Source organism: Synechococcus sp. PROS-9-1 (genome assembly GCF_014279775.1).
GTDB lineage: Bacteria > Cyanobacteriota > Cyanobacteriia > PCC-6307 > Cyanobiaceae > Synechococcus_C.
The window spans coordinates 1386994-1410444 of record NZ_CP047961.1 but is presented as its reverse complement, the minus strand read 5'-3'; the positions used below and the strand labels follow the sequence as shown (position 1 = coordinate 1410444).

Sequence of the window (23451 nt, the reverse complement as noted above, 5' to 3'; positions counted from 1 at the left end):
CTAGAAAGCTCCCGCCGAAAGGTGGGGGCTTTTTTGTTGTGATGGCTCAGTAAGAACGGAATCGAGCTCCATCACTCTGGTCAGCCCACCACTGTTTTTATTCAGTGTTTTTGTGCTCAGGCGTAGGGACCGAAGTGGGTTGCACAGGTCGCACCACACTGGGCCCCAAGCTTGATGGCGTCAGTGGTGGACCATCCAGCAGCGAGTCCAGCCGTCACGCCAGCCGCAAAGCTGTCGCCGCATCCATAGGTTTCCGTAAGGGCTCCTGGCAGGGGTTGGGCTTCAAATCGTCCTCCTGGAATGAGGATCCCTCCCTTCTCTCCTTCCGTGGCAATCCGCAAGGTTGGTGCTGGTGTGAGTGCACCCTCTTCGATGCATTCGCCTGGATCCAAATTGCTGCCGATCAAGGCATCGAGACTGACTCCTGCCCCTTGAAGAACGGGGACCCGAAGGCGGGGCGTTGCCGTTAAAACTTTGGCTGCTCGTGCCAGCTTGAGGCCCTCAGAATCGGTTGCAGAGACGAACACCCCAGCGCAATCGGCGAGATGCTCCCAGGGCAGTGGGTCATAAGCGACTGGCGTCAGCCGCTCTCCAATCACCGTGATCGCCCGATCGCTGCTGCGATCAACCAAGCTGATCCCGCGGCGGGTGGGTTGGTCACGCCAGGCAACGATTGGGGTGACACCCAACTCGCGCAGGCGTGCTTCGCTTCGCGCGCCGATCTCATCCCTGCCAAGGGCCGTGAAGAAAGCCACTTTTTGCCCCGTCAACCTGGCCAGTTGAACAGCCACGACAGCTCCGGCTCCAGCTGGTTCTTCGAGGGAGCGATGGGCACGGCTGATCTGCCCAGGCGCAGGGAGTTCATTGACGGCAAGAAAAGTAACCCACTCGAGGTGCCCGACAACAGCAAGCGTGAGATCAGCGGGAAGTGAGGCCATTTAAGGAATTGGCAGGATCGATTTCGCTGCATCTCGCAGGCGAACATTGATCCGACCGCCTACTTCAGTGACTTCTACCGCTCCACCAACGGTTAACTGATCTTCGTCGGATGTTCCTACAAGTACAGGACCTTCATGCACACCTTGCACTTTGACTGGCGTTGTGACCTCATCAACTGAAACCTGACCTTGCACCTCGAGTGTTTGATTTGAGTCAATCAAGACGGGTTTATTGACGGAAACTTGGCCTTGAACGGGAAGGACTTCCGCGGCCTCAATTGCGATCGCACCCTCACTTCTCACACTGACCGGTGCCATGATTTCGTCAACAGTGACTCCGCCGACGAGGCGCACTGGCAACGGCTGATCGAGGGGCAGGCCGATGGGAATGGGTTGACGGAGAATCTGGGTTGCAGCAACGGCAACTGACCACGCCGCAATCACAACAGCGAGGGGCCAGTGGCTTGCCATTGCCAATGTGAACCAGCGTGGATCGTTGTTCTCTGGCATCAAACCATTTCTAAAAACCCATCCGGTTGTACCGGGTTTTTAGCAAAAAATTAGTAGGTGAGGTCCAGATTCTGAAAATGTCCTAGAGCTCATAATCTTCTTCAAATTGATTGAGAAGACCTTTGTAGAGAACCAGTGTGCCTTCACTTTCTTCAGTGATGCCCTCAGCGTCATAAAGCTGGGCGAGATGGCTACATGCGGCATGCACTTGCACAAATGCTTCCGCATATTCGTTTTGAATGTCTTCTTCGCGGATGTCTCGAATTAACGCAGAAATAAACTCAACTTTTTTATGGGCCGCTTTAATTTCGGCTTCCATGTCTTTGCTGAGTTTGCGCCGCTTTCGAGCCATTGGCCAATCTCTGTCAGCCCTTCATTCTAAGGGCAAGTGGCTGACAGAGATTGGCTGGTCTGATCAGAAACAGAAGGGGAGCATCTGAGCGCTGCAATTCACGTAGCCATCAACCAGGGGGCCTAGGCCGATCTGGTGAAGGATGCCTTGGCCTGTGAGCCCTTCCGTAATGACCCCGATCACAAAACCGATCATGGCGGCGCGACCGTTGAAAAGTTCAACCTTCTTGAGTTGATCTTCGTGAATGGAGCGAGCTGCTTTGCCTTGGAACCAGGTGTCGTTAGCGGGAGTGCGTTCCATGGTGGTGTTTCAATTGAAACGAACTGTAACAGAGATTTGACGTTGGACCGTCTTGCGGCTATTGCCTTCTCCAAATCACAGGCTGTCTTCGCTTCGGGTACAGCTCGCGGCACATTGGGCAAACGGTTCCATCGCATCCACGAGCAGTGCAGTGCTCGCGTCCATAAAAAATGATTTGCAGGTGGAGCTTGTTCCAGCTCTCTGGGGGGAATAGGGATTTCAAATCCTTTTCGGTGCGCTCAACGCTGTCTCCATTGCTGAGCCCCCAGCGCTGCGCTAATCGATGAATGTGAGTGTCCACAGGGAAGGCCGGTACTCCAAAGGCTTGGGCCATCACCACGCTGGCGGTTTTGTGGCCTACGCCAGGCAGCGCCTCCAGTTCTTCAAAGCTTCTGGGCACGTTTCCCCCATGCACAGTGATCAACAGGTGAGCAAGTTTGTGCACGTTGCGGGCCTTCGTTTTGGCGAGGCCGAGCTGGCGGATGTGTTGGAAAATCTCTGCTTCTGTTAAAGCCGCCATGGCAATTGGAGTTGGTCCAGCAGCAAACAAGGCCGGCGTCACTTCATTGACCTTTTTGTCGGTGCACTGCGCGCTAAGGAGCACAGCGATCAGCAGGCTGAAAGGGTCGCTGTGATCGAGAGGAATGGGTGGATCTGGATAGTGCTCATCCAGGCGGCAGAGCAGATGGGCAGCACGCTCTTTTTTGAGCAATGGTCATCGAGTTGCAGGACTGCCATCATGACCACACTGCTTTTGCGGCCATGTCATCTGTTCGTAACGACGGTTCAACAGACGTCACTTCGGCCTATGAGCGTGCGATCGCACGAGAAGAAAAGGGCGTGAGTTCCGATGAACATTGTTCAGAAGTTGAGTCCCCTCAGCTGCGATCTCGTCCCCAGTCCCAAGCGAAATCTGAGAGCAACACTGATGGAGATAGCGACCTGTACCGCCATCACAGCCAGCAGCAATCGGCGGAAGGGGGATGAAGTCTTGACTCTTGGGTCTATTGATCTTCGTGATCAGAACAGCAAGGATTGAACCCTTACGAGCCAGGCTGAATGGCTTTTTTAAGGGTGTACACGCCTTTCTGGATTGCTTCTTTGGGCGCTTTGATCATTCTTATCTACGTGTTTGACCAGATTGTGACGGCATAGACCAGCGCACCTCCAAGAATTAATGCCGCCAGAACCAGGCCAATGCCAATGCCGCCGCCTCCTTAATTAGAGGAAGGTGTTATCTGATGAACGTTTGGCTTAGCGTCGGGTCGAACAAGCATTTTCAAAAGGAGCTGCCGTGAACACCGCCGTGAGGGGGATTCTCTACGTTTCGGTTTGGGTTGTTGTGTGGGGTGTCGCCTCATCACTCATTGATTGGGTGTTGTTAAGCGGAGAGGTCTACGAGATGGGATCTTTTGGTCAAGTGGCCACATTTATCGGCTATGGAGCGGCTTGTTCTGTCTTGGCTGTTCGATTGTCTGGTCGCTTTCTCAAATCAGCTGAGGATCAGGCTGACGACTGATGGGGCTCACGTGACACAGCTCCGGCTGCCAAAAGGCCAGCGATGAATCCACTCGCATGGCCAATCCAGCTCACTCCCGCGGGTGAAGCCCAAGGCAGCAATCCAGGGAGGGCGCTTCCGTAGAAGGCAACGGCAATCACGCTCAAAGCGATGGCCATCGGTCGTCGTTCGAGAAATCCGATGAGCACGAGATAGCCAAGGAGTCCATAGACGACACCAGAGAGTCCGTGGCTGCCCACAGGCCAAAACAACCAGAGCGGAATTTCGAGAAGAATCACGGCAATCCAAACCGCCACATAACCGCGCAGGCTTTTCAACAGCACGAGATAGCTAAGGGGTAGAAAAACAATGCTGTTCCCGATCAGGTGACCTAGATCTCCATGGCTGAATGGAGCGGTGATCAGGGTCCACCAAGGTGTGCCAGGCCCCATAGCCAAATTCCATCGTCCGCCTAGCAGGAGTTGATCGATGCCTTCCTGAAGCCAGGACAGACCTAAAAGGATCAAGGGAAGAACGATCACTGCACTCTGAATGTCACTCCCATCACCGCAGTGATGTCTTTGTCGATGGTGCTGGTGTCATAGGAGCCATAGCTCCCCATTTTGGTGGAGTTCGGCACGGTGATTTGGAAGGTACCTGTGTCGGCATTGGTAATCGCTCCAATGCCGGAACCAGCCTCACCTGCGATCGCAATCGCTCGATCTCGAGCATCGGCAGTGGCTTTGGCCAGCATGTCAACGCGCTTTTCAGCCAATTTTGTGTAGGTGTAAGCCGGTGGCTGAATCGCCAACGACACACCATCACCAATCAGGTTGCTGATGGAGTTCGATGCCTTGCGGATTAAGGCCACATCTGAGCTGCCAACGTGGATGGATTGACGTGCTGTCCACTCCGTATTGGTGAGCATCCCGGTCACACGGTTGCGAATGTCGTTGCGATCAGTTCGTAAAACAGTGAGTTGGGTGTTGCTTTCTGGAATGCCCGCATCTTGCAGAAAGGCGAGCGCTCGCTTCAAATCGGGTTGCAGATTTTGATAGGCCTGCTGCTGGCTGAGACCATTGCCGCTCACGGTCACGGTCCAATCTGCGTAGTCGCTACGAAGCCGTTCGGTGCTGGCACCGGTCACGGTCACGGTGTCTGTTGCGGTTCGAATCCCTTTCACGGCAACAGCTCCAGCCAGAACAAGCCCGCAGCTCAGCACCAACATCGGCAACACCAGGGGAGGCGTTCGACGCCATAGGGAAAGTTGGTGCTGGCCTGGGGGGGGGTGTTCTGGCACTGACTTTCGGCTTTCCACCATTTCAACCGATCTTTGGATTGAGACGTGTTTTTCGCGATCACAGCTGTGACTGGCTATGACCCAAATCAAGACCGTTGAGTCATTGATGCCAAAAAGCGCTGAGGTGATCGTGATCGGCAGTGGGATCGGCGGCTTGTGCTGTGCCGCACTCACTGCCCGAGCGGGTAAGGAGGTTTTGGTCCTTGAAGCCCATAGTCAGCCAGGCGGTGCTGCCCATGGCTTTGAACGGCAGGGCTATCGCTTTGAATCTGGTCCATCCCTTTGGAGTGGGTTATCGCGTTGGCCAAGCAGTAACCCGCTCGCCCAGATCCTGCGTGCTTTGGATCAGCCCCTGGATGTCCTGACCTACAAAGACTGGGATGTCTTGTTTCCGGAAGGCCATCTCCGCGTTGGGGTTGGCGGTGATGGATTTGAGCGCGTGGTGGAGAGGTTGCGCGGACCTGAGGCTGTGGCTGAGTGGCAGCGGTTTACAGAGGTGCTGCAGCCGATCGCAGCAGCAGCAGATGCCCTGCCGTTGCTGGCGTTACCAGCATCCGTGGATGGGATTGGTCCTCTGTTGAGACGGAGTGGACGCCTGGTGCAGCACTTGCCAGCTATCCGCCATCTCAGTGGTGCATTTGGCCCTTTAGTGGACCGTCATCTGCAGGATCCATTTCTGCGTCACTGGGTGGATTTGCTCTGTTTTTTGATCAGCGGTATGCCGATGGCTGACACCAACGCAGCCGCGATGGCCACCTTGTTTGGTGAGTGGTTTGACCCTGAATCGTGCCTCGATTTTCCCAAAGGAGGCAGTGCGGCCGTGGTGGATGCTCTCGTGTGTGGCCTCGAGGCTCACGGCGGCAGCTTGCGGCTAGGTGCAAGGGTGAGTCAGGTGTTGCTCGATGGTGATCGGGCCATCGGAGTGCAACTCAGTAACGGCGAGACCCTTTACGCCGATGTGGTGGTGAGCAATACGGATGCCTGGGGTACGGCGGCTCTTTTACCCGAGACGGCTGCGAAGGCTTGGAGTCAGGAACGACTGTCCACACCTGCTTGTCATTCGTTTCTGCATCTTCACCTTGGCTTTGATGCGACTGGTCTTGAGGACCTACCGATTCATACGGTTTGGGTCGGAGATTGGGAACGTGGGATCGATGCTGATCGCAATGCTGTGGTGGTGTCGATTCCATCTGTGCTCGATCCCTCGATGGCACCGGAGGGCCATCATGTGCTGCATGCCTATACCCCTGCCAACGAACCCTGGTCAGAGTGGGCCGATCTCAAGAGGGGAACGGCGGATTATCAGGAGAAACGCGGACAACGCTGTCAGGTGTTTTGGGATGTATTGGAGCAACGCATCCCCGATCTGCGCAGTCGTTGCCAAGTAGTAATGGAGGGGACTCCTCTTACCCACCGTCATTACCTATCCACCCATCAAGGAAGTTATGGGCCTGCTTTGTCAGCAGCGAAGGGGCTGTTCCCTGGGGTCACCACTCCCATTCAGGGATTGCTGCAGTGTGGATCGAGTTGTTTTCCTGGAATTGGAATTCCACCTGTTGCTGCGAGTGGTGCGATGGCAGCTCATGCAATCACAGGTCGTAAGGCTCAGCGGGACTTGCTTCGCAGGCTAGAGCTGTAAGCATTTTATTTGTAATCCTGAAAAGATCAGTTTTTCAATGGTAAGGAATGATTTAAGTGATAAGCAAGTTAATTGCTAAATGGCTTATTCTTGATTCACTTTAATCTAGGAAGATTAATAATGCAAATGTGATTTAAGATTTATTGCTTTGATTGGCATGGAATATTTTAATTTTATTGCATCATTGGCTAGGCGTAGAAAGCTGAGCTTCTTTTCAAGTATTTTCTTGCCTTGTTGATAATTAGCCAATACTTTTACGTGCGACCACTGCAAAAAATGGGTCGCCTTTCCCACCCACTATTCCCATCAACCCAGCGGATTTTGTTTCTTCAGCAAACACCCGTACGTCAGACCAGCCATTGGCTTGCAGCACTGTGCCCACGTAGTCGAGATGCTGTTTGTCGTCGTTATCAGTCCACACTTGTGGTGCCTTTGTAAAAAACATCCGATTTGAGAACGCAACGATGGCTGTGCCATTGGGCCTCGTGACGCGAAGCATTTCCGCTGCGACATTTTCGGGTTGTGTCCAGTACTGCCATGCAGCAACGGCAAGACAGGCATCAACGGATGCATCCTTTAAGGGGATGGTGGGCTCCAGGTTCATGTCTTGGACGTAGTGGCTGTCGAGCCGTGGGTTGGCTACGAGTTCCGCCTCATTCATGCCATGGCCAATCACGCGCTCGTAATGGACTTCTTCTGGCAAGTGACTCACCCAAGACGATCCCAGGTCAAGCACAACAGCTCCAGACGGAATGTGCTCTCTGTAAAAACTGGTGAGACGTGTCCTAAAGCCTTCGTCTAAATGCTGGACGAAGCGAGGTTCTGAATAAAAAACGCGATCAGGCTCGCGGTCGAGCTTGTATCGCTGGTCTTCAGTAAGAATTTGAACTGCCATGAACGCATTTTGGCGAGTTTGTTGGCTGCCCTGCGAGCACGAAGTCCTCACTCATCTGGTGGAAGCTGTTGCCAACCGCTGGTCCAAAGCTCTTGGTTCTTGAGTTCGTTCCAGTTGATGCGTAGACGAACGCTTGAATCAAGCACTGCTTCCAGTTCCACCCATCGCGATTGTCCTTTGCCGCCCTGAAGGATCAGGCGAAAATGCCGGAAGCCCTCCTGGGGCATCACGCTTGTCCAGGCTTTAGCAATAGTCCAGCTCATGTTTAAGGTATGGAGATTTTCCTTGAAAAGTTTTAATTCTGGCTGGTCGATTGTGAGTCTCAGTATTGGTAGGCCATCAAACTATTTTGATTCTCAGGAGCGTAAGTCGTGAGATTCCCTATAAAATTCAATTGTTTCGATTGTAAGACGGTCAATTCTGTGGGGAATCTGCTTGAGCTTATGATCAATTGAATTGAATCGGCGCATTGGCAAAATTAGCAGAAACAGGCGTTAAAAGTCTCCAGCAATTCAATACAGCAGGAGATGGTCGAATTGTCGCATTCCATAAATCTGTTTTGAACGGATTGATTAGGAGATTTGGCCTTTCGACGTATCAACTTCTATGGCTTTCATTTTTAAAGGGAATCGTGCTCACCATGATTGCGATCTGTGTTTACTATGAGCTTCGTTGAGACTGTATTATTATCGCATCTTTAGTTTCTAGGATACATTGTCTTTATGTTGTTCAATTCTGAACGGTTAACTTATTGATCTTGGTGGCTTTTACCCATGCGGCAATTGCTTCAAGGTCAGTGCGATTAGGAATACAAAGGCATCCACTTCCTGGATTGCAATGATGGATGCCGAGTCCGCTTCGCTCTGTTTTGAATTGTGGCTGAAGGTTCAACCAGATGTCTGTTCCCCATGGCTCTGGCTGCCCAAGTAGATAATCTCCGATTGGTAGAGCTGCTCCATTCCCTGGACTCCAACGTCGATCAGCCGTTGGCTTGGTGTTGTATCCGCTGATGGCAGACCATCGGGCAAGGCGTTCGCTCCCTTGAAACAATTCAACCACCCATGGGCCGTTGCTGGTAAGACGCCTAGCTTTGAGCGAAAAGCTATCTTGATTTCCCTGTAGGAGGGCAGGATTTGGACCTGTTTGGCCAGGATCAAGCTGTTTTGTTTTTTCTGTCTTGCTGCGTTGGGTGTCATGTTCGCTTGTGGACTGCTTTGCCGAATTTCCTGGCTCACAGCTCATGATCAACAGCAAGGATGCTGCCAAGAACAGCCCTTTGATGACGTGAAGCATTGCTTTGAAATGCATAGCTTTTCTCGTGGTTGCTCTTTGCTGTGATCTGAAAAAATCAATGTTTCCTTGTCAAGCTTCGATGCTTGTTAGTCAGTGACTTTGGATTATTTGAGCTTTAGCAAATCATAGCTTATCATGTAAAAACTATCTTTGATTCAGCTTTTTGTTCGCCTTTTGTTGTCGATCTGACTGATTTCTTTTCCCGCATTGGCTATTTAGAATGGCTGTTTTGGGCCTAAGTGTTGCATGATCTCTTGCTAACCAATGGCTTTTGGTTGATACCGGTTTTTTGGCTGTGAACGAGAGGTCTTGCTACCCATGAGTGGTGATCTTTTTTACTGATATGAAGCGTTTGGTTCGTTTTGGTGTTGTGGTGTCTGGGGTAGCCACTCTTTCATCTCTGCACTTTTAAACGGGTCCTGCAATGGTCTCTGCTAAAACCATTGCTCGTGCTCAGGGCGTGTGCCGATTGATGAGTGGCGGTGCTGTCGAATTTCAGGGTCATTGCCTGAGTCAACAAAAGGTCAATGCTGGCAACACCGTGTTGGTGATCAAGCTTGAAAATGGCTCCACCTATCGCTTTCGCGGACCTTCCAAGGAGGCTCTGCAAATTGAAACATCCTCTGGCTTGCACAACGCCCAATTTCGTGATGGTGGGACTAGAAATGTTTTTGCATGGAACGATCGAGGTCAAGCGCAGCGCCTTGCAGTTCGTTTAGAAACCGCGCACGATCCGAGTCCTCGCTATGACAATCCTTCTTCAACGAGTACGGGGTCTGCAATCGGAGCGTTTGCAGGAGCTTTAATCGGAAGTTTGATTCAAGGTCACTCTGGCCATGGCGGTGGAAATCAGCGCCAGCATGCAGAGTCAACCTGTCTTCGCGCGGTCTCAAATCAGGTTGGGCGCAGCCGTGATTCCCTTCAGATCGTTGGGACTGAAAGGTATAAGGGTGGTTTTTCCGTACGTGTCAATGTTCCTCGAGCAAAGGCTCCCTGGCTTTGCCGTGTGAATGGTGAAGGTCATGTGGTGCAAGTGGAGCACACCCATCCCAATGGCTTTCTTTGATCCTGATTTGTGTCTTTGTATCGTGATGAACGACGATCTGCTTGACCAATCACTATGTTTATGCAGTAGCAACCGCTACGCATTGCATCGTTCACCTCGTTTTTGCGAGGCGCAGACCAGCCCAAGCCAAGGAACGGGGACTTGGGCTTTCTCGGAGAACATCATGAGCACTCTTCTTTATAGAGGCCAGTCCTACGCAGCCCATCAGCCTTCTGCTGCTAAATCCTGTGTGGAGCTAACCTATCGCCACGAGCATTACAACACTTGTCGTGAACAGGTCAGGGCTGAAATGCAACAGCATCCAGTTTTGAGTTATCGGGGCGTTCGTTACTCCAAGTAACCAAGCTCCCACACCCATTATTTTGAGTGGTTTAGTTTGTTGCCCGGTTGCTTCTGCAATCGGGCTTTTATTTGGAATGTTCAGATAAATTTAGTTGTTATTTATCCCAGATACTCTTGCAGTTTGCTTTTTTATATTGTGCTTTTGCTTTGCGGTAGCTTTTGTTTTGCTCTGATAGTTCCTTGCTGGCCTCTTTTGTGGCTTCACCATCGTCATTGCTTGAGATGATATAGCGATTGATGCTCATTTTTGAGCCAAGGCTATTCATGATTCTTGTGAGTAGCTCACACTCTGTTGTTGCTTGGCTTTGGCCTGCATGCAAGCTCATAAGGGTCAGTATTGCTGCAGCTATTGAGGTTCTCATGGTTTGATGCGTCAGTTTTGACGTTGATGATGATGCGTTGCTGTTCGGTTCACCTTAGATCTCCCTTATCATCAATTTCAAAATTATTCTATTAACGCTTTCACATGAGTCAGCGAATGATTGCGATTTCTGGGGCCTCTGGAAAAACAGGGTTTCGAATTGCAGAGGAGTTAATGGCTTATGGAGACCGTCCGCGTTTGTTGTTGAGATCTGAGTCGGTGATTCCCGATACCCTCTCCAAGGCTGAGCAAGTTCGGCTCAGCTTGCAAGATCCAAGCGCTTTGGATTCAGCCTTAAAGGGTGTGGATGCCTTAGTGATTGCAACGGGTGCTAGGCCTTCGATTGATTTGTTAGGCCCGATGCGGGTTGATGCTTGGGGCGTGCGCTCTCAGGTGGAAAGCTGTCTGAGAGTTGGGGTGTCCAGGGTGATTCTCGTGAGCTCTCTATGTGCGGGTCGTTGGCGACACCCCCTGAACTTGTTTGGTCTGATTCTTGTCTGGAAACGAATTGGAGAGCAAGCGTTAGAGCACAGCGGTCTGGATTGGACGGTCATTAGGCCAGGCGGTCTTAGCGAAAGAGAGCCATCACTGAAGGAAGAGGGGGTGTATTGGTCAGGTCCTAATCAACAGGAGAAGGATTCCATCCCAAGGCGTCTGGTTGCCCGTTGTTGCGTAGAGGCGTTGAATACCCCGGCCTCGATTGGAAGGATTCTTGAAGTGACAAGCAGTGCGTCTCGACCAGTGATCTCACTTTCCGATGCATTATTGAGTATTGATTCCTAGGGACCAGCTCCTGTGGATATGCGATAAATCCATCGTCAGGGTTTGATCTCTGTTCATTGCAATCAAGTTGAAAAGATGGGCCGCCACCCGTCTTTTTTAATGGCTTTTGATTTCAGCGGTAACTATTTTATGTCCAGCGAACAGGGTCTTTGGAGAAATGGTGGAGACATGAATCGGTTTCATTCCCAAGTAAGTCGCGGCTAATCGTGAGACAGATTGCATTGAGAGGCAATGCAAATGTGCTTCCATCTCCGTCGAATGGACCTTCAACGTAGGCACCAATGCGTTCGGCCATTAAAAAGCCCAGGAACAATGTGATCCCTGTGATGCTCCCGACGACAGATGTTCCATCCATCTTGAAGTTCAGCAGGAGCTGAAACCCAAAGATCCAGCTCAGCATGCGTACAAAGACGTCGTAACTTGCGGGCAATGGGGTATTCCTAATTCTCTCCAGGCCGCCGATGGCATCAACGGTGGCATTTGCGACGTTCATTAATTGTTCCCGGCCACGAGCGTCGATGCTTTTATTCTCATATAGCTTGCGAATTTCGCTCGCTCTTGCCTGCCCTAATTGCCTTAATGTTGTCGTTGGCTCCAACCCCAGATTCTCCAAGAGATAGTCTTGGAAGCGCCTTAGATCATAATGATAAAAATTCCTCAACTGAAAATTGAGTTGCCACGCCATGGCAACTTGATAGCGTATTAAATTCCGTCCGTGTGTACTCACTAATTGTTCTTCTGGAAGCAGACTCGTAAGGATGTCGGACCAATTGCGGCTGTGGTTAACGATTGCTCCCCATAATTGCCGCGCTTCCCACCAACGGCCAATCGCCTGAGTATTTCTAAAACCTATAAAGATCGAAACCGTGATTCCCATAATGGAGACCACGCTGCCGCTTTGTTGCCAATTTGTAGGCACGGTTTCACTCAAGATCAGAGTGCCGACGACTGCCAGTAGCAGTAGGTCGTAGCGCATGCGCCACAGCAACATCAATAAAACAACGACATAGTCCCGTCGAGCTGTACGCGGTGGCTCTCCGTAGGTCCCAGACTTAATCGTCATGGCGTTTCCAACGATTCGCTTTGACACAATCCCGCGGCCCTTGGCGCTTCACAAGCATGACCCTATTTGCTGATTCCCAGCACTCAGACGTTGATCTTGCTGTGATTGGAGCTGGTCTTGCCGGCACTGGTCTTGCTGCTTCGCTTCGCCAACGTGGTTATGACGGCACAATTCTGCTGTTAGAGGCTGGTCGTGGTCCGGGCGGTCGAGCGGCTTCGCGGCGACGACGTGATGATTTGCTCTGGCGGCTCGACCATGGAGCACCTTGTTTCAGCTTCAGCCAACCACCGCAGGGTTGTCTCGCTGAATTGTGGAATTCTCTTCTTGAGCAGGGGGTTGTCCAGTCCGACCGAGGACTTGTTGTTGGGCTAAGTGAGACGGGTTGCCTTGTTGACCCGCCGGATCATCCACTGCTCCAGGGTCCACGTTTTCGTGGTGTGCCAACCATGGCATCCGTGCCGGAGGCTTTGCTGCAGCTTGCAGGTTCAAAAACGCAAGGGGCGTTTGGAGAACGAATCAGTAGCTTGCGCAGGGAAAATGGATGGTGGTGTCTGTCCGGTCAGCTCCGAGCACGATCTTTAGTGGTGACTGGCAATCTTCTGGCCCATCCCCGCTCCCTGGCGATGTTGGGTTGGCGCGATGTTCCTTTGCGTTCGGCAGTTCCATTGAATGTGGATCCCTCCTTGGACGCTGCACTCGAGCAAATTGCTGAGATGCGTGCAACGGTGCGCTGGAATTTGATGCTCGAATTCCCTCGCTGTGCCGACCATCTGCCGAGGCAAATTTGGTTGACATCTGAAGCCCAAGAAAAATTTGGCATCGAACGGATTGTTCTCCATCGTCAGCAGGATCAAAGGCTGGGCTTAGTGGTCCATGGATTAGACGACGGATCCCCGATCACGCCAGCCAGTCAGCCAGGTTTGTTGGTGGAGCAGGAATTACGTCAACGAAGGGCTCTGACTGAACTGTTGCTGCCTTGGCCAGAGTTGGCTCAGGCACTTCCCCTGGCCCGTTCCTTAGGGGTCATGCGCTGGGGCGCGTCACAGCCCCTGGATTACCCCCTCCCCACGTCCCTGCAATGGTGCGAGTCCAGCGCTGTTGGCTTTTGTGGGGATTGGATCGACGGCCCAGGTTTTGGCATGGCTGAAGGTGCTCTTCAAAGTGCGGTTGATCTCGCCGCCCAACTGATTTGAATGAAAACGGATCGCTCAACAATTGATAACAACAATTTCAGAATGGATTGCCAGCACTGGTGAGCAGTTCATTGATGCGTCAAAACAACTCAAAGCGGATTACCCATGCGCCCCGGTTATCGCCCAGTTCGGCTCCATGCCAGCGTGCATGATGACGACCCTTGCATGTGTTTGAGCTGCACTGATTTACGTGGTCGCTTGACATTCAACGCGACACGATCTCAATCACTCTTGATTGGACAAGGCAGCCTGCAAGCTTCGAAGACGTTGTTCGTTGACACCAAGATCTGACTCTCCAAGTCTTGAAACTGAGCGTGCCTGGAGAACAGATCGTTCCGTATCGGCGTAGAGCTCTAGATCGTCAACGAAGCCGAAAATCTGACTGCTTGCCGTGGCATGGAGATAGTCCGCTTGCTGTTCGATGATCTCGGATCGCGGGGTTTGTTTGATGACTTCGGCGAGTTCCTTCAGGCTCCCGATCGGGTCGTTTCGCTCCCACTCGAGTCGGGCGCAATGTGCGGGTGATTCGCATGAACTCAGTTGACCTTGATGGATGCCCAGATCGGTGGGCATCGGCCCGACGAAATGAAACAGAGCCAGAAGGATTGAAAAAACGGTCAAAACCATAGGGAAGGTGTCTCAGTCTTGATTAAGAGTGTGGGAGCCGATGGTCATCGCGCTGAACGCCCAATTTGCTCCGTTCGGCGTACCTTCTCACGTTACGGATCACGATCCGACGATCATGGCGTCAGTCGTGAAGCAACCATGCCCCCCAGCTGGAGTGATCAGTGGTGGCCCGTTGCCTATACGCGCGATCTTGACCCAACCCGTCCCCAGCGATTCACCCTTCTTGAACAAGACCTGGTGTTGTGGTGGGATGCTCCGGGCGAAAGCTGGAGGGCCTTTAAAGATGTGTGCCCTCATCGACTTGTGCCTCTCAGTGAAGGCCGTATCAACGAGTCCGGTCAATTGGAATGTCCTTATCACGGTTGGAGTTTTGATGGACAAGGCACGTGTAAAGCGATTCCTCAAATGGGGGAAGGCGCTCGCTCTGAATCCCAGCGAACAAAATGCGGGAGCTTGCCCACTGCAATAGGCCAGGGCTTGTTGTTTGTCTGGAGCGGCACGGCTTCAGCTGCTGACCCTGCATCGCTTCCTTTGGTTCCCGTTTTGCAGGAGCAGGGAGACGGCTGGGCGGATGGCTGGATTGTGCAGGACACCTTCCGCGATTTGCCGATGGATGCTCTCACCCTCCTTGAAAATGTCTTGGATGTGAGTCATGTCCCTTTCACGCATCACCGCACCGTCGGCAAAAGGGAAAATGCGTCTCCATTGGAAGCGGTAATCACCCGCGAGGATTCGCAAGGGTTTGAAGCGTTTTGGCAGGAAGGCCCTCGAAAAGGAAAGCTCGGTTCACAGGACACTCACTTTCGAGCTCCCCAACTGATGTGGCATGACCTCACGGCTAAGGGGTTTGCGCGCATTTTGACGGTGGTTTATGCCGTACCGATCAGCCGAGGAAAATGTCGTTTGTTTGCTCGGTTTCCTTTTCAGTTCAAGGCAGCTGCTCCTCGTCTCTTGGTGGGACTGCGACCTCGCTGGTTGCAGCACATCGGCAATCACAAGGTTCTGGAAGACGATCAGGTGTTCCTGCACTGGCAAGAACGGGTCTTTGAAACCGCTGGAGGTAGTGCTGCTGCTGAACAGGCCTTTACCCTCCCCACATCAGCCGATGTGTACGTCAAGGCGCTGCATCGTTGGGTCAACCGCCAAGGAGGTGGACCTTTTGCAGGCCGACCGCTGCCACCGCGGCAGGATGTAGAGGTCTTAATGGACCGATATCACAGTCATACAAAGCATTGTCGCAGCTGTTCGGGTGCTCTGCGCCGCATTCGCTCGCTACGGCCTTGGCTCTGGGGCTTGCTGTGGTTGTCTGCTGTATTGATCGGAGCGGCTCAGTTGAGTTGGCTGTTTTGGTTGGGTATAGGTCTCGCTGCATTGAGCGGTCTTTCTCTCCGACAAACGTCGCGTTGGCAACGTGGATTGCTCGTTGGGGATGGTCAGGCGCCCCGCAATCAGCGAATCTGAGAAAGTCCGCTCAATTACACGATGATCAGCGTCACATCGCCTTGTCCCGAGAGCACGATCCTGGCGCTGGGGTTACGTGATTGGCCGATTTGGGGCTGTGAGATCAGTACATTCCCCTGGACCTATGACCAGCGCGAAACCTGCTTGATCCTGGAGGGGAAGGTGACGGTGACTCCGGATGGCGGCGTGCCCGTCCGCTTTGGGGCGGGAGATCTTGTTGTGTTTCCGAAGGGGATGAGCTGCACCTGGGAGGTCCACCAATTTGTCCGCAAGCATTACCAATTCGGCTAGACGCTTCGATAGAAGCATTCCGAATCAAGCCTTGATTGGTGTTGGAGGAAACTCAGATGTCTGAGTCTGAGCTCCACTGTGGGCTGCAGGGCCTCCAGCCAACGCGTACGAGCTCTCGCCAAAGTTGATCAGCCGTTTGCTGGCTCAAATGGACACGCGTTTTCAACAGGGGAGAGTCACCTGAAAGAGGTCGCCCTGAATCCACGAAGACGTGTGGATCACGGCTCCAACTCCTTTCGTCGGGGTGGAAGCGTTTCGTGTCAGTGGAGTTGGGATCCTGGATCCAGTTTTGGTGTGGCATGTCTTTCGAGGGCTGATGACAGAGTCATGCATCCACGCTTCAGCCTGGAAGGGGGCGTAGGGCGAGCTCGGAGCCAAGAGTCTGCTGCTGGTACAGATGTTCTAGTTGAGTTCTGTGCGTGCGTCAACGCCCATGCCGTTGTTGCTGGCTAAAACTGAATCAGGCTGGCTGGATTCATCGTGGATATTGCTGTTTGGGAAGCGGAGTGTGCATCCGCGTCTCTTCAAAAGGTCAAACGAGTCTTGCTTGAGCCTGGTGCTGACGAACTTGTTTTAGAGGTCCTTTACTGCGGTCTTTGCCACAGCGACCTGTCGATGATCGACAACAGCTGGGGGGTTAGCCAGTACCCGCTCGTTCCTGGCCATGAAGTTGTGGGCCGGGTCGTGTCTATTGGAGCTGGCGTGGACTCAAGCGTGATCGGACAGATCCGTGGGTTGGGTTGGATCAGTGGCAGTTGTTTTCGATGCAATCAATGTCTGGCGGGAACCAGCAATCTTTGTCCGTCCCTGGAGGCGACGATCGTGGGCCGCCAGGGCGGGTTTGCCAGCCATGTCAAAGCGCATCAGGATTGGACCGTTGTTCTGCCGAAAGGGTTGGATCCGGCTGTGGCAGGACCTTTGTTCTGCGGTGGAATCACAGTTTTCGCGCCTCTCCTGGATGAGCAGGTATCGCCGATGGCCCATGTGGCGGTTGTAGGGATCGGTGGACTAGGTCATATGGCGCTGCAGTTCGCTAGAGCCTGGGGCTGTGAGGTGACCGCGCTCACCACGGACCTCAGCAAAGCTGATGAGGCGAGGGGCTTTGGGGCCCACAACGTGATGCTCTTGGAAGAGCTACCCGCATTGCCGGGACGTTTTGATCTTGTGATTAACACCGTGAATCAACCGCTCGACTGGTCTGCCGTGATGGGATCTCTGGCCCCAAGGGGTCGATTGCATCAGCTGGGAGCCGTCTTGCAGCCCATACAAGTTGGTGCTTTCGATTTGATTTCCTTTCGTCGGTCGATCACGGGTAGTCCCACGTCCTCACCAGGGAGTCTTCGGAAAATGATGGAATTCTGCGTGAGGCACGCCATCAAACCCCAGGTGGAGCATCTTCCGTTCGATCAGGTCAATCAAGCGATTGAGCGCTTGCATCGTGGTGATGTGCGCTATCGCTTCGTGCTCGATCAGACGGCCTCATAGATGTATGAATCTGCGCTTGGCTGTCTGGTTGGTGTTGGGGAACCACCCATCATTCAGAACATCCGGAGAAGAAGCGTTCAGTTTTTATGTTCTCTCGCTTGGCCTGCCAAGTCGCAGCTTCAACAGCCCATTTTTTTTTGAACTCTTCGCTATTCCGAGCACTGAGTTTGCAATTTAAATACTCAAATCTTCTGGATCCTGCCGCTCCTCCGATCCAGGATTGGCTTTGAGTCCCGCATTTCTTTTTTACGTGCTTTTTTCGGGCTTTTCTCAAGGACTCTTGTTCTTCAGCATTAATCCTGTTCAGGGCGGTTGAAAAGATGTCGCAACTGGCATGAACTGAGCTGGGTCCTCCCAGCGCAAGCAGCAGCAGAGGAAGGCAAAGACGATGGGTTTTCATGCTGACTGCTGCATTCACAGATGGGTCATCATCGCTCCAGGGCTTTCGAATCTCAGTTCTCAATTCCCGATCGCCATGGCTTGTGATCGTGGCTGGCGGTAAGGAGAGTTCATCACCTATTGATGTGCTCCCCAAGACAAACCCTTGTGACTTCCTACCTAGTCCGATCAGATTTGAATTGTTGCTGGAGACTTTTCGTTGATCGTCACCTCTAAAAAGATGGTTGATCCCAGCCAGTACCTCGTGACTGATGGTCACATTTACAAACGCATTGAGATGCCAAATTCTTCCTCCAAGCAGTGGAGGCTAGAAGAATTAGATATTGAAGAAGCGATCCGATCGATGATCTCGGATTTTGGATGACGCAGTGATGAGCCTTAATCACGTTGTGGAGACGCATGCCGATTGAGCACTTGGCTATACCTAGACGCGATAGTTGGTTGTTGCCTCATCTTGTGGTGGTGTTGTTGATTGCTAATCATTGATTGATGGGGTTTACCCCGATCTCTCTTCTGCCTTGAGCTTGGGCATGAAATTTTTAGATCAGGAGATCGGATCAGATTTTGATTAAGGTTTAGATCTTCAGCATCGAATTGCGCTGTTAAGGCTCGATCCAACATGAAAGCACCAGAAGCCTTACTCGCTTATCTCCAACAAATCCCTGGCCTGGAATCAGGTTCCAAGCGTTTGGTGTTGCTTTTCACTCAGCTTGGTGATTTCGACTCCATGGAATATGCCCAAGCTCTCGTGCCTGCGCTTTCTCGTTTAGAGCATGTAGGAATCAAGACCTTGGGCATCGCGATCGGTGATCAAGCAGGTGCTGATCGTTTTTGCGTTTTTACTGGATTTCCAAGGTCTCAGCTTCGGGTGGTTTCTGATGCGGACCTGCATCGCAGTGTTGGTCTCTCACCCGGGCTTGAGGTTGCTGGCGGTCCGTGGCCATCCCTCTTGCTGATGTGTGCGGGGATTGGCTCGCCAGGCACTCTTGCTGAAGTCCTGAGGGGATATACGGGAGACCGCAGTGCTCCCCCCCGTTTTGATGACTCTTCTCTGTTTCGCCTGGCCGGGGGAAGCGGATTCCAACGTCCGTTCGAGCTGGCCACGGTTCGTCTTCGCAACATGAATGAAGTGTTGACGAAGTGGGGTACCTATGTACCCAACAACGCTTACATCACGCAGCGAGGCGGCACATTTCTGTTGGACGAGGATGATTCCGTTCTCTATGTCCACCGCGACCAGGGCATCTTGGGCTTCTCGGAGACCATGAATCAGCCACTCTCTTTTCTTGACCCTTGGCTGGAAAGTGAGCACTGAAGTGGATCCAGCTCAGCCGCTTCCCCCTTGGAGACCTCTGTTGTTTGCGGCGCGTAAGCGGGAAGGCCGGTCACCGGGTGGTCGCTGGTTGCAACTTGCAAGCCTTTCCATTGATGGCTACCCGAGGGTGCGAACGCTCGTTTTCCGCGATTGGAGTGCGGCGGCGACGCTGGATCTGCTCACAGATGCCCGCAGTGAGAAATGCTTAGAGATTGAACGAACACCTGAGGTGGAGTTGTGCTGGTTGTTTCGTAAGGCTCGCGAGCAGTTTCGCCTCCGTGGAACGGCAAGACTGATCGCTCCCACCGCGAATGAGGGTGTGGCTTTGGATCAACACTGGAAGCGTCTCCCACCCTCTGGGCGTTCGGTCTGGGCGTGGCCCTCTCCTGGTGATCCATTTGACGCTCAAGGGCCATGGCCTCAGGAGCTGTCAGACGATTCAGGGATGCCAGAGCACTTGCGCCTGCTTCGGATTTCCTTGCACCAAGTGGAGCAGCTCGATTTAAAGCCACACCCTCATTTGCGGCGGTTGTGGACATCTGCAAGGCAATGGCAAGAACAAAGGCTCAATCCTTGAGTCTCCAGAGTGCGAGTCCGCCACCCCGTCCACGGGCCGCCATCCAGCCATCAGGGTTGCGTTCGATCAGAGCAAAAAATGGAGTGCGCTTTTGGTCTGGAGTGGGCAATGCTTTTTTGAGCAACACAATGCCACCAATCCTTAGCGTGAGTGAGTCGAAGTGAAAGGTCAGCAATGGGCGCTTCCCCTTTAACAAACCTGGACCTTGAAATTTGAGTTCAACAGGCCCCAAGTTGACGGCGTTAGAGAGACGCAAATCACTGCAGTTGTCCTCTAAATCTGCTTTGATCTCCAGGCGGGCATCCAGGCTTCTCAGCATCCAACTGCTGAATGGATTGGCTTTCTTGTCTCCCTTCGACCAAACCGTTTGCAGGAGCCAGCAACCCAAGAGATCACTACTCTTGAGGCCAGTGCCTGTAAGGCGCACAGCCTTTTCCCTCGCGTTCAGAATGGCGAAATTCATGAGAGCGTGCAGGAGTAAGGGAATCGTCGCATTGGAAATAAAAAGAATCTAAAGATACGTCTGTTTTTGTGTTGAGTTAGACAATTTTTATGAGGTTTTCAGAGGATGTTCTTTTGATCGTGAATGGAATTCTTAGATGGGTGAATGTTGCTATCGGAACGATTCCTCAAAAATGGTAATCCTCAAATGTATTGGCGAGAGTCAATTCTTTTGTGAAAAAGTTTTGATGCCGTCTGAGGTGTACTTTTTCGAGGCGCCTGATGATGCTCGGCTTGAATTCTGGTTGCTGAATGGCGGCGAGCCCATGCTGCACACCACGGCCGAGGCTCGGGAGTATGCCCTTCTGAGCCCCCACAGGCTCGGTGATCCTTGATCATGCATAGATCCGAACGTGGGCTATGGCCGATCTGCTCGCTGACGCTGTTGCCCTGAGCTGGGAGCAGCTGGATGCTTTGGCTCCTGACCCTGCAGAGCGTTGTGAAGGCCCAGCGAATGCCCAAGCCACATTGCGCTTGTTTGGGCAGTCGGAGTCTCAGGTGAGGGTCACCTTGTTTCGTGATCATCACGCTTGGTGCCCGTATTGCCAGAAGGTATGGCTATGGCTGGAGTTTCGTCGAGTCCCCTATCGGATTCGAAAAGTCACCATGCGCTGCTATGGGCCGAAGGAGCCCTGGTTTACCGCCAAGGTGCCGTCAGGAATGCTTCCTGCGCTTGAGTTGGATGGACGGCTGTTCACAGAAAGTGATCGCATCCTTGAAGCGTTAGAGCATGCCTTTGGCGCCTTGGGCGCAGGGATGCATGACAAACGTGTGCGCCGATTCCGCGATCTCGAGCGTCTTTTGTTTCGTGCTTGGTGCATTTGGCTATGCACACCCAGGCTGAACAACAGGCAGGAGGTTCAAGCGCAAGAACAGTTTCAGACGGTGGCACGTCAAATGGAGGCGGCCCTCATGGCGGGAGGTGGCCATTGGCTTGATCCTGATCGTCCGGGTGGAGCTCATCCTGGAACGGCAGACCTGGTGTTCGTGCCTTACGTGGAGCGGATGAATGCCTCCTTGGCTTACTTCAAGGGCTTTGCACTTCGTCAAGAGCATCCAGGCATCGATCGATGGTTCAACGCTTTGGAGCAGCTGGCGACCTATCGCGGTACCCAGAGTGATGTCCATACCCATGCCCACGACTTGCCACCACAAATGGGTGGTTGTTGGAGCAATGGAAGCCCTGAACAGCAAGCGATGGCGCATGCAGTGGATCAAGGTGCTGGCCTCGCTGAACTCGAAACAAGTTGGTCCACGCAGATCGAAGACGATGGTGTGATGTCTTCGCAAAGGGCTCTGGAGAGGGTGTTGCGCCATCGCTCTGCGCTAATGGCACGCAATCCTCTCGGTGCTGCTTTTGATCAGCCCCTGCGGGCTGCATTGACCTATCTCATGTCTGGCAATCTCTGCCAGCCAAATACTGACACTGCTTACGGTCTGCGCTATTTGAGGGATCGAATTTCGGTGCCGCGAGATATGCCTTTGCAGAGTGCTCGACTGTTAAGGAAGGCCCTTGAATCCACAGCAGCTCTTGATGGTGAGGCTCAGCCAGCCCCGCCAGCTTTTGAGAATCGTTTCGATCAAGATCCAAGGCCATTTTTGAACTCGTGAGGGCTTTCTTTGCGTCCGGTGATCGCGATCCGGCAGGCTGGCAGGTCATGTGAGATCACCATGGCGAGCAGTCAAGAGGCCAAAGAGGGCTCTGGTTTCGGAACCGGCAACGCTGGCGGTAGTAAGCGCAGCCGAAGTAAAAAGCGCAAGCCTGGTCACTCCAACCATGGTCGCGAGCGTCAGCCCTTGGGCCGCGATCCTGATTTTGAAGCGATTTGCGCGAGGCAGGCCCTGGGATTGGTTCTTTCGGGTCGGTTAACAGAGCAGGCGGTGAAGAAGGTGCACAAGGCTCTCGCTGTGCAGCATCACCCTGATAAAGGTGGCGATCCAGACACGATGACGCGTTTGAACAATGCCCGCGATGTTTTGCTCCAGCCTGAGATGTCAGACATCGCGGCGCCGTGACCGAGGGGTTGGATTACAAAAAAATTGGCTCTTTTGCATCCACTTGAAGATTATACATTCACATTCATCGAAAAGGTTATCCAATTAGTAAGACAACTGTCGGCCAAAATTTTTGTAAAAAGAGATTACTTTCTTCACTTAGATAGATATATTAGTATAGCGATAATCGAGCTTGTTTTGCTTTGCGGTCTTTGAGGATTAAGGAATTAAGTATCGACCGTTGAAATAATTTTTTATTCAGGTAAAAGTTTTTTTCTGTTTAGTTTATAGAGACAAGTACCAGCGGATCACATCTGCAACTTGGCCTGCAGGTCCATGACCACTAATCAATTCTCCAATGATGGCAGCCATAAAGCCCAACATCGCCACTCTTCCGTTGAGACGCTCAACAAAGCCCAGAGATCCTTGATTCCAGGGGCGTTTCGTCGTTAGGCCTTCACCGAAAGCTTCCAAAGGTTCGTACTGGAAATTTTGAGGTGACAAATGGTCTCCATTGAATCGACATCGATCTTATGCAGAGATCCAGCTTCTTTTCATAGGCTTAGGACACCCTTAGGCCCGAACCCATGGATTCTGTTCGTTTAAAAGCACTTTTTACCAAACCCTATGGACAGTCAGCCCCAACGGAGTCTCAATGGAGAGAGTTGTATGACGAGCAGGTTTGCTTTCAGGATCCAACGCAGGAGCGTCAAGGCATTGAGGCTTACATTGCTGCTCAAGATGGGCTGATGAAGCGGTGCGACGATATTTATCTGGTGCCTGGAGCGATTGTCATCAATGAAGAAATTACTTTCATTGAATGGGAAATGGGCTTAAAGATTAAGGGGATTGAATTTATTTACCCTGGTGTTTCTAGGTTAGAGATTAATGCTGATGGAAAGGTTATTAGCCATAGGGATTATTTTGACTTTATTGGTCCTACTTTTGGCCCTGTCCCAGTTCTTGGTGGTTTTGTCAGATGGCTTTACAAGAGGTTTGTGGATTGATCAGGCCCTTCAAGTCAGCGCAAGAAGCATTGCCTTTGGTTTGCTTCAGCGCGTGGAAGAATTTTGTGGTGAACGGCTTTGGCTGAGCTTCCAAAACATGAGGCTCGTAACGGCTGCACCAAATCCGAGGAAAACAGTGATCAATGCTTCGCTTGACATGTCAATAATTTGATACAAATCTCATTATGGCGTACGCGCCACCCTGGGCGCGAGTAAGTATTTATTCCTAATGACACGTCTTGATGGCGTGTTTCTTCACA

34 protein-coding genes are annotated in these 23451 nt (G+C 52.3%); 17 read left to right on the top strand and 17 right to left on the bottom strand.

The window, feature by feature from the left end:
* Positions 1-116: 116 nt before the first annotated feature.
* The 5 genes from SynPROS91_RS07575 to nth form a co-directional block, all read right to left on the bottom strand.
* Positions 117-938 (bottom strand): PfkB family carbohydrate kinase, encoded by an 822-nt coding sequence (locus SynPROS91_RS07575; RefSeq protein WP_186515879.1) that lies wholly within the window; start codon positions 936-938, stop codon positions 117-119.
* Positions 939-1448 (bottom strand): hypothetical protein, encoded by a 510-nt coding sequence (locus SynPROS91_RS07570; RefSeq protein ID WP_186515878.1) that lies wholly within the window; start codon positions 1446-1448, stop codon positions 939-941. It lies immediately after the preceding gene.
* A gap of 82 nt (positions 1449-1530) precedes the next feature.
* Entirely contained in the window at positions 1531-1800 is a 270-nt protein-coding gene (locus tag SynPROS91_RS07565) for a hypothetical protein (RefSeq protein ID WP_186515877.1), read from the bottom strand.
* Between the two features lie 63 nt (positions 1801-1863).
* Positions 1864-2100 carry a high light inducible protein gene (locus SynPROS91_RS07560; protein ID WP_186515876.1) on the bottom strand — a complete coding sequence of 79 codons (237 nt, stop codon included), beginning with the start codon at positions 2098-2100 and terminating at the stop codon, positions 1864-1866.
* 58 nt (positions 2101-2158) lie between these two features.
* On the bottom strand, positions 2159-2812 hold the full coding sequence (gene nth / locus SynPROS91_RS07555; RefSeq protein ID WP_186515875.1) for an endonuclease III: 654 nt from the start codon (positions 2810-2812) through the stop codon (positions 2159-2161).
* Between the two features lie 50 nt (positions 2813-2862).
* Here nth and SynPROS91_RS07550 point away from each other — a divergent pair, with 50 nt between their 5' ends.
* Both SynPROS91_RS07550 and SynPROS91_RS07545 read left to right on the top strand, forming a co-directional pair.
* Positions 2863-3087, top strand: coding sequence for a hypothetical protein (locus tag SynPROS91_RS07550; RefSeq protein ID WP_255439681.1), 225 nt, complete (start codon positions 2863-2865; stop codon positions 3085-3087).
* A gap of 307 nt (positions 3088-3394) precedes the next feature.
* Positions 3395-3619: a hypothetical protein gene (locus SynPROS91_RS07545; RefSeq protein ID WP_186515873.1), complete on the top strand. Its 225-nt coding sequence runs from the start codon at positions 3395-3397 to the stop codon at positions 3617-3619.
* Here SynPROS91_RS07545 and SynPROS91_RS07540 read toward each other — a convergent pair.
* Both SynPROS91_RS07540 and SynPROS91_RS07535 read right to left on the bottom strand, forming a co-directional pair.
* Entirely contained in the window at positions 3604-4140 is a 537-nt protein-coding gene (locus SynPROS91_RS07540; RefSeq protein ID WP_186515872.1) for a rhomboid family intramembrane serine protease, read from the bottom strand. The two genes, SynPROS91_RS07545 and SynPROS91_RS07540, sit on opposite strands and share 16 nt — an antisense overlap.
* Entirely contained in the window at positions 4137-4826 is a 690-nt protein-coding gene (locus tag SynPROS91_RS07535) for an SIMPL domain-containing protein (protein WP_186519624.1), read from the bottom strand. The genes SynPROS91_RS07540 and SynPROS91_RS07535 overlap by 4 nt, the downstream gene beginning before the upstream one ends.
* A 178-nt stretch (positions 4827-5004) precedes the next feature.
* Between SynPROS91_RS07535 and SynPROS91_RS07530 the strand changes: the two genes are divergently transcribed.
* A complete protein-coding gene (locus tag SynPROS91_RS07530; RefSeq protein ID WP_186515871.1) occupies positions 5005-6537 on the top strand; it encodes an NAD(P)/FAD-dependent oxidoreductase in 1533 nt (510 codons plus the stop codon).
* Between the two features lie 241 nt (positions 6538-6778).
* On the opposite strand, the gene SynPROS91_RS07525 is transcribed toward SynPROS91_RS07530, so the two are convergent.
* The 3 genes from SynPROS91_RS07525 to SynPROS91_RS07515 all read right to left on the bottom strand — a co-directional run bounded on the left by SynPROS91_RS07525 (position 6779) and on the right by SynPROS91_RS07515 (position 8698).
* A complete protein-coding gene (locus SynPROS91_RS07525) occupies positions 6779-7432 on the bottom strand; it encodes a class I SAM-dependent methyltransferase (RefSeq protein ID WP_186515870.1) in 654 nt (217 codons plus the stop codon).
* A gap of 47 nt (positions 7433-7479) precedes the next feature.
* Positions 7480-7695 (bottom strand): TIGR02450 family Trp-rich protein, encoded by a 216-nt coding sequence (locus SynPROS91_RS07520; RefSeq protein ID WP_186515869.1) that lies wholly within the window; start codon positions 7693-7695, stop codon positions 7480-7482.
* Between the two features lie 466 nt (positions 7696-8161).
* Entirely contained in the window at positions 8162-8698 is a 537-nt protein-coding gene (locus tag SynPROS91_RS07515) for a hypothetical protein (RefSeq protein WP_255439680.1), read from the bottom strand.
* Positions 8699-9149: 451 nt separating this feature from the next.
* Between SynPROS91_RS07515 and SynPROS91_RS07510 the strand changes: the two genes are divergently transcribed.
* Both SynPROS91_RS07510 and SynPROS91_RS07505 read left to right on the top strand, forming a co-directional pair.
* Positions 9150-9791, top strand: a complete 642-nt coding sequence (locus tag SynPROS91_RS07510; protein WP_186515867.1) for a hypothetical protein — start codon at positions 9150-9152, stop codon at positions 9789-9791.
* 163 nt (positions 9792-9954) lie between these two features.
* Complete coding sequence (locus SynPROS91_RS07505) at positions 9955-10131, top strand: DUF4278 domain-containing protein (RefSeq protein ID WP_186515866.1); 177 nt, start codon at positions 9955-9957, stop codon at positions 10129-10131.
* Positions 10132-10228: 97 nt separating this feature from the next.
* Here SynPROS91_RS07505 and SynPROS91_RS07500 read toward each other — a convergent pair whose 3' ends face one another.
* Complete coding sequence (locus tag SynPROS91_RS07500; RefSeq protein WP_255439679.1) at positions 10229-10495, bottom strand: hypothetical protein; 267 nt, start codon at positions 10493-10495, stop codon at positions 10229-10231.
* 104 nt (positions 10496-10599) lie between these two features.
* On the opposite strand from SynPROS91_RS07500, the gene SynPROS91_RS07495 reads away from it, so the two are divergent.
* Entirely contained in the window at positions 10600-11277 is a 678-nt protein-coding gene (locus tag SynPROS91_RS07495) for an SDR family oxidoreductase (protein ID WP_186515865.1), read from the top strand.
* Positions 11278-11404: 127 nt separating this feature from the next.
* Here the strand turns inward: SynPROS91_RS07495 and SynPROS91_RS07490 are convergent, their stop codons facing one another.
* Positions 11405-12340, bottom strand: coding sequence for a bestrophin family ion channel (locus SynPROS91_RS07490; protein WP_186515864.1), 936 nt, complete (start codon positions 12338-12340; stop codon positions 11405-11407).
* A gap of 56 nt (positions 12341-12396) precedes the next feature.
* On the opposite strand from SynPROS91_RS07490, the gene SynPROS91_RS07485 reads away from it, so the two are divergent.
* Positions 12397-13533, top strand: a complete 1137-nt coding sequence (locus SynPROS91_RS07485; RefSeq protein ID WP_186515863.1) for an FAD/NAD(P)-binding protein — start codon at positions 12397-12399, stop codon at positions 13531-13533.
* 225 nt (positions 13534-13758) lie between these two features.
* Here the strand turns inward: SynPROS91_RS07485 and SynPROS91_RS07480 are convergent, their stop codons facing one another.
* Positions 13759-14160 carry a DUF1499 domain-containing protein gene (locus tag SynPROS91_RS07480; RefSeq protein WP_186515862.1) on the bottom strand — a complete coding sequence of 134 codons (402 nt, stop codon included), beginning with the start codon at positions 14158-14160 and terminating at the stop codon, positions 13759-13761.
* 138 nt (positions 14161-14298) lie between these two features.
* Between SynPROS91_RS07480 and SynPROS91_RS07475 the strand changes: the two genes are divergently transcribed.
* Positions 14299-15621, top strand: coding sequence for a Rieske 2Fe-2S domain-containing protein (locus SynPROS91_RS07475; protein WP_186515861.1), 1323 nt, complete (start codon positions 14299-14301; stop codon positions 15619-15621).
* A gap of 21 nt (positions 15622-15642) precedes the next feature.
* The gene (locus tag SynPROS91_RS07470) at positions 15643-15912 is read left to right on the top strand and encodes a cupin domain-containing protein (RefSeq protein ID WP_186515860.1); all 270 of its coding nucleotides are present in this window, start codon (positions 15643-15645) and stop codon (positions 15910-15912) included.
* A 52-nt stretch (positions 15913-15964) separates the two neighbouring features.
* Here SynPROS91_RS07470 and SynPROS91_RS07465 read toward each other — a convergent pair whose 3' ends face one another.
* On the bottom strand, positions 15965-16213 hold the full coding sequence (locus tag SynPROS91_RS07465; protein WP_186515859.1) for a DUF1651 domain-containing protein: 249 nt from the start codon (positions 16211-16213) through the stop codon (positions 15965-15967).
* 179 nt (positions 16214-16392) lie between these two features.
* Between SynPROS91_RS07465 and SynPROS91_RS07460 the strand changes: the two genes are divergently transcribed.
* Positions 16393-17397 carry an NAD(P)-dependent alcohol dehydrogenase gene (locus SynPROS91_RS07460; RefSeq protein WP_186515858.1) on the top strand — a complete coding sequence of 335 codons (1005 nt, stop codon included), beginning with the start codon at positions 16393-16395 and terminating at the stop codon, positions 17395-17397.
* Positions 17398-17446: 49 nt separating this feature from the next.
* On the opposite strand, the gene SynPROS91_RS07455 is transcribed toward SynPROS91_RS07460, so the two are convergent.
* Positions 17447-17797, bottom strand: coding sequence for a hypothetical protein (locus tag SynPROS91_RS07455; protein WP_186515857.1), 351 nt, complete (start codon positions 17795-17797; stop codon positions 17447-17449).
* 198 nt (positions 17798-17995) lie between these two features.
* Here SynPROS91_RS07455 and SynPROS91_RS07450 point away from each other — a divergent pair, with 198 nt between their 5' ends.
* The 3 genes from SynPROS91_RS07450 to SynPROS91_RS07440 all read left to right on the top strand — a co-directional run bounded on the left by SynPROS91_RS07450 (position 17996) and on the right by SynPROS91_RS07440 (position 19688).
* Complete coding sequence (locus SynPROS91_RS07450; protein WP_186519827.1) at positions 17996-18160, top strand: hypothetical protein; 165 nt, start codon at positions 17996-17998, stop codon at positions 18158-18160.
* A gap of 255 nt (positions 18161-18415) precedes the next feature.
* Entirely contained in the window at positions 18416-19111 is a 696-nt protein-coding gene (locus tag SynPROS91_RS07445; RefSeq protein WP_186515856.1) for an AhpC/TSA family protein, read from the top strand.
* The gene (locus SynPROS91_RS07440; protein ID WP_255439678.1) at positions 19083-19688 is read left to right on the top strand and encodes a pyridoxamine 5'-phosphate oxidase family protein; all 606 of its coding nucleotides are present in this window, start codon (positions 19083-19085) and stop codon (positions 19686-19688) included. Before SynPROS91_RS07445 ends, SynPROS91_RS07440 begins: the two co-directional genes overlap by 29 nt.
* Here the strand turns inward: SynPROS91_RS07440 and SynPROS91_RS07435 are convergent.
* Complete coding sequence (locus SynPROS91_RS07435) at positions 19678-20151, bottom strand: hypothetical protein (RefSeq protein WP_186515855.1); 474 nt, start codon at positions 20149-20151, stop codon at positions 19678-19680. The genes SynPROS91_RS07440 and SynPROS91_RS07435 overlap by 11 nt on opposite strands.
* 136 nt (positions 20152-20287) lie before the next feature.
* Here SynPROS91_RS07435 and SynPROS91_RS07430 point away from each other — a divergent pair, with 136 nt between their 5' ends.
* The 3 genes from SynPROS91_RS07430 to SynPROS91_RS07420 are packed head-to-tail and all read left to right on the top strand — an operon-like array spanning position 20288 to position 22205.
* A complete protein-coding gene (locus SynPROS91_RS07430; protein ID WP_186515854.1) occupies positions 20288-20524 on the top strand; it encodes a DUF1830 domain-containing protein in 237 nt (78 codons plus the stop codon).
* Positions 20525-20549: 25 nt separating this feature from the next.
* On the top strand, positions 20550-21800 hold the full coding sequence (locus SynPROS91_RS07425; RefSeq protein WP_186515853.1) for a glutathione S-transferase family protein: 1251 nt from the start codon (positions 20550-20552) through the stop codon (positions 21798-21800).
* Positions 21801-21860: 60 nt separating this feature from the next.
* A complete protein-coding gene (locus tag SynPROS91_RS07420) occupies positions 21861-22205 on the top strand; it encodes a molecular chaperone DnaJ (protein WP_186515852.1) in 345 nt (114 codons plus the stop codon).
* Between the two features lie 264 nt (positions 22206-22469).
* On the opposite strand, the gene SynPROS91_RS07415 is transcribed toward SynPROS91_RS07420, so the two are convergent.
* Positions 22470-22688, bottom strand: coding sequence for a chlorophyll a/b-binding protein (locus SynPROS91_RS07415; RefSeq protein WP_186515851.1), 219 nt, complete (start codon positions 22686-22688; stop codon positions 22470-22472).
* 83 nt (positions 22689-22771) lie between these two features.
* On the opposite strand from SynPROS91_RS07415, the gene SynPROS91_RS07410 reads away from it, so the two are divergent.
* Positions 22772-23191, top strand: a complete 420-nt coding sequence (locus tag SynPROS91_RS07410; protein WP_186515850.1) for a nuclear transport factor 2 family protein — start codon at positions 22772-22774, stop codon at positions 23189-23191.
* Positions 23192-23451 lie beyond the last annotated feature (260 nt).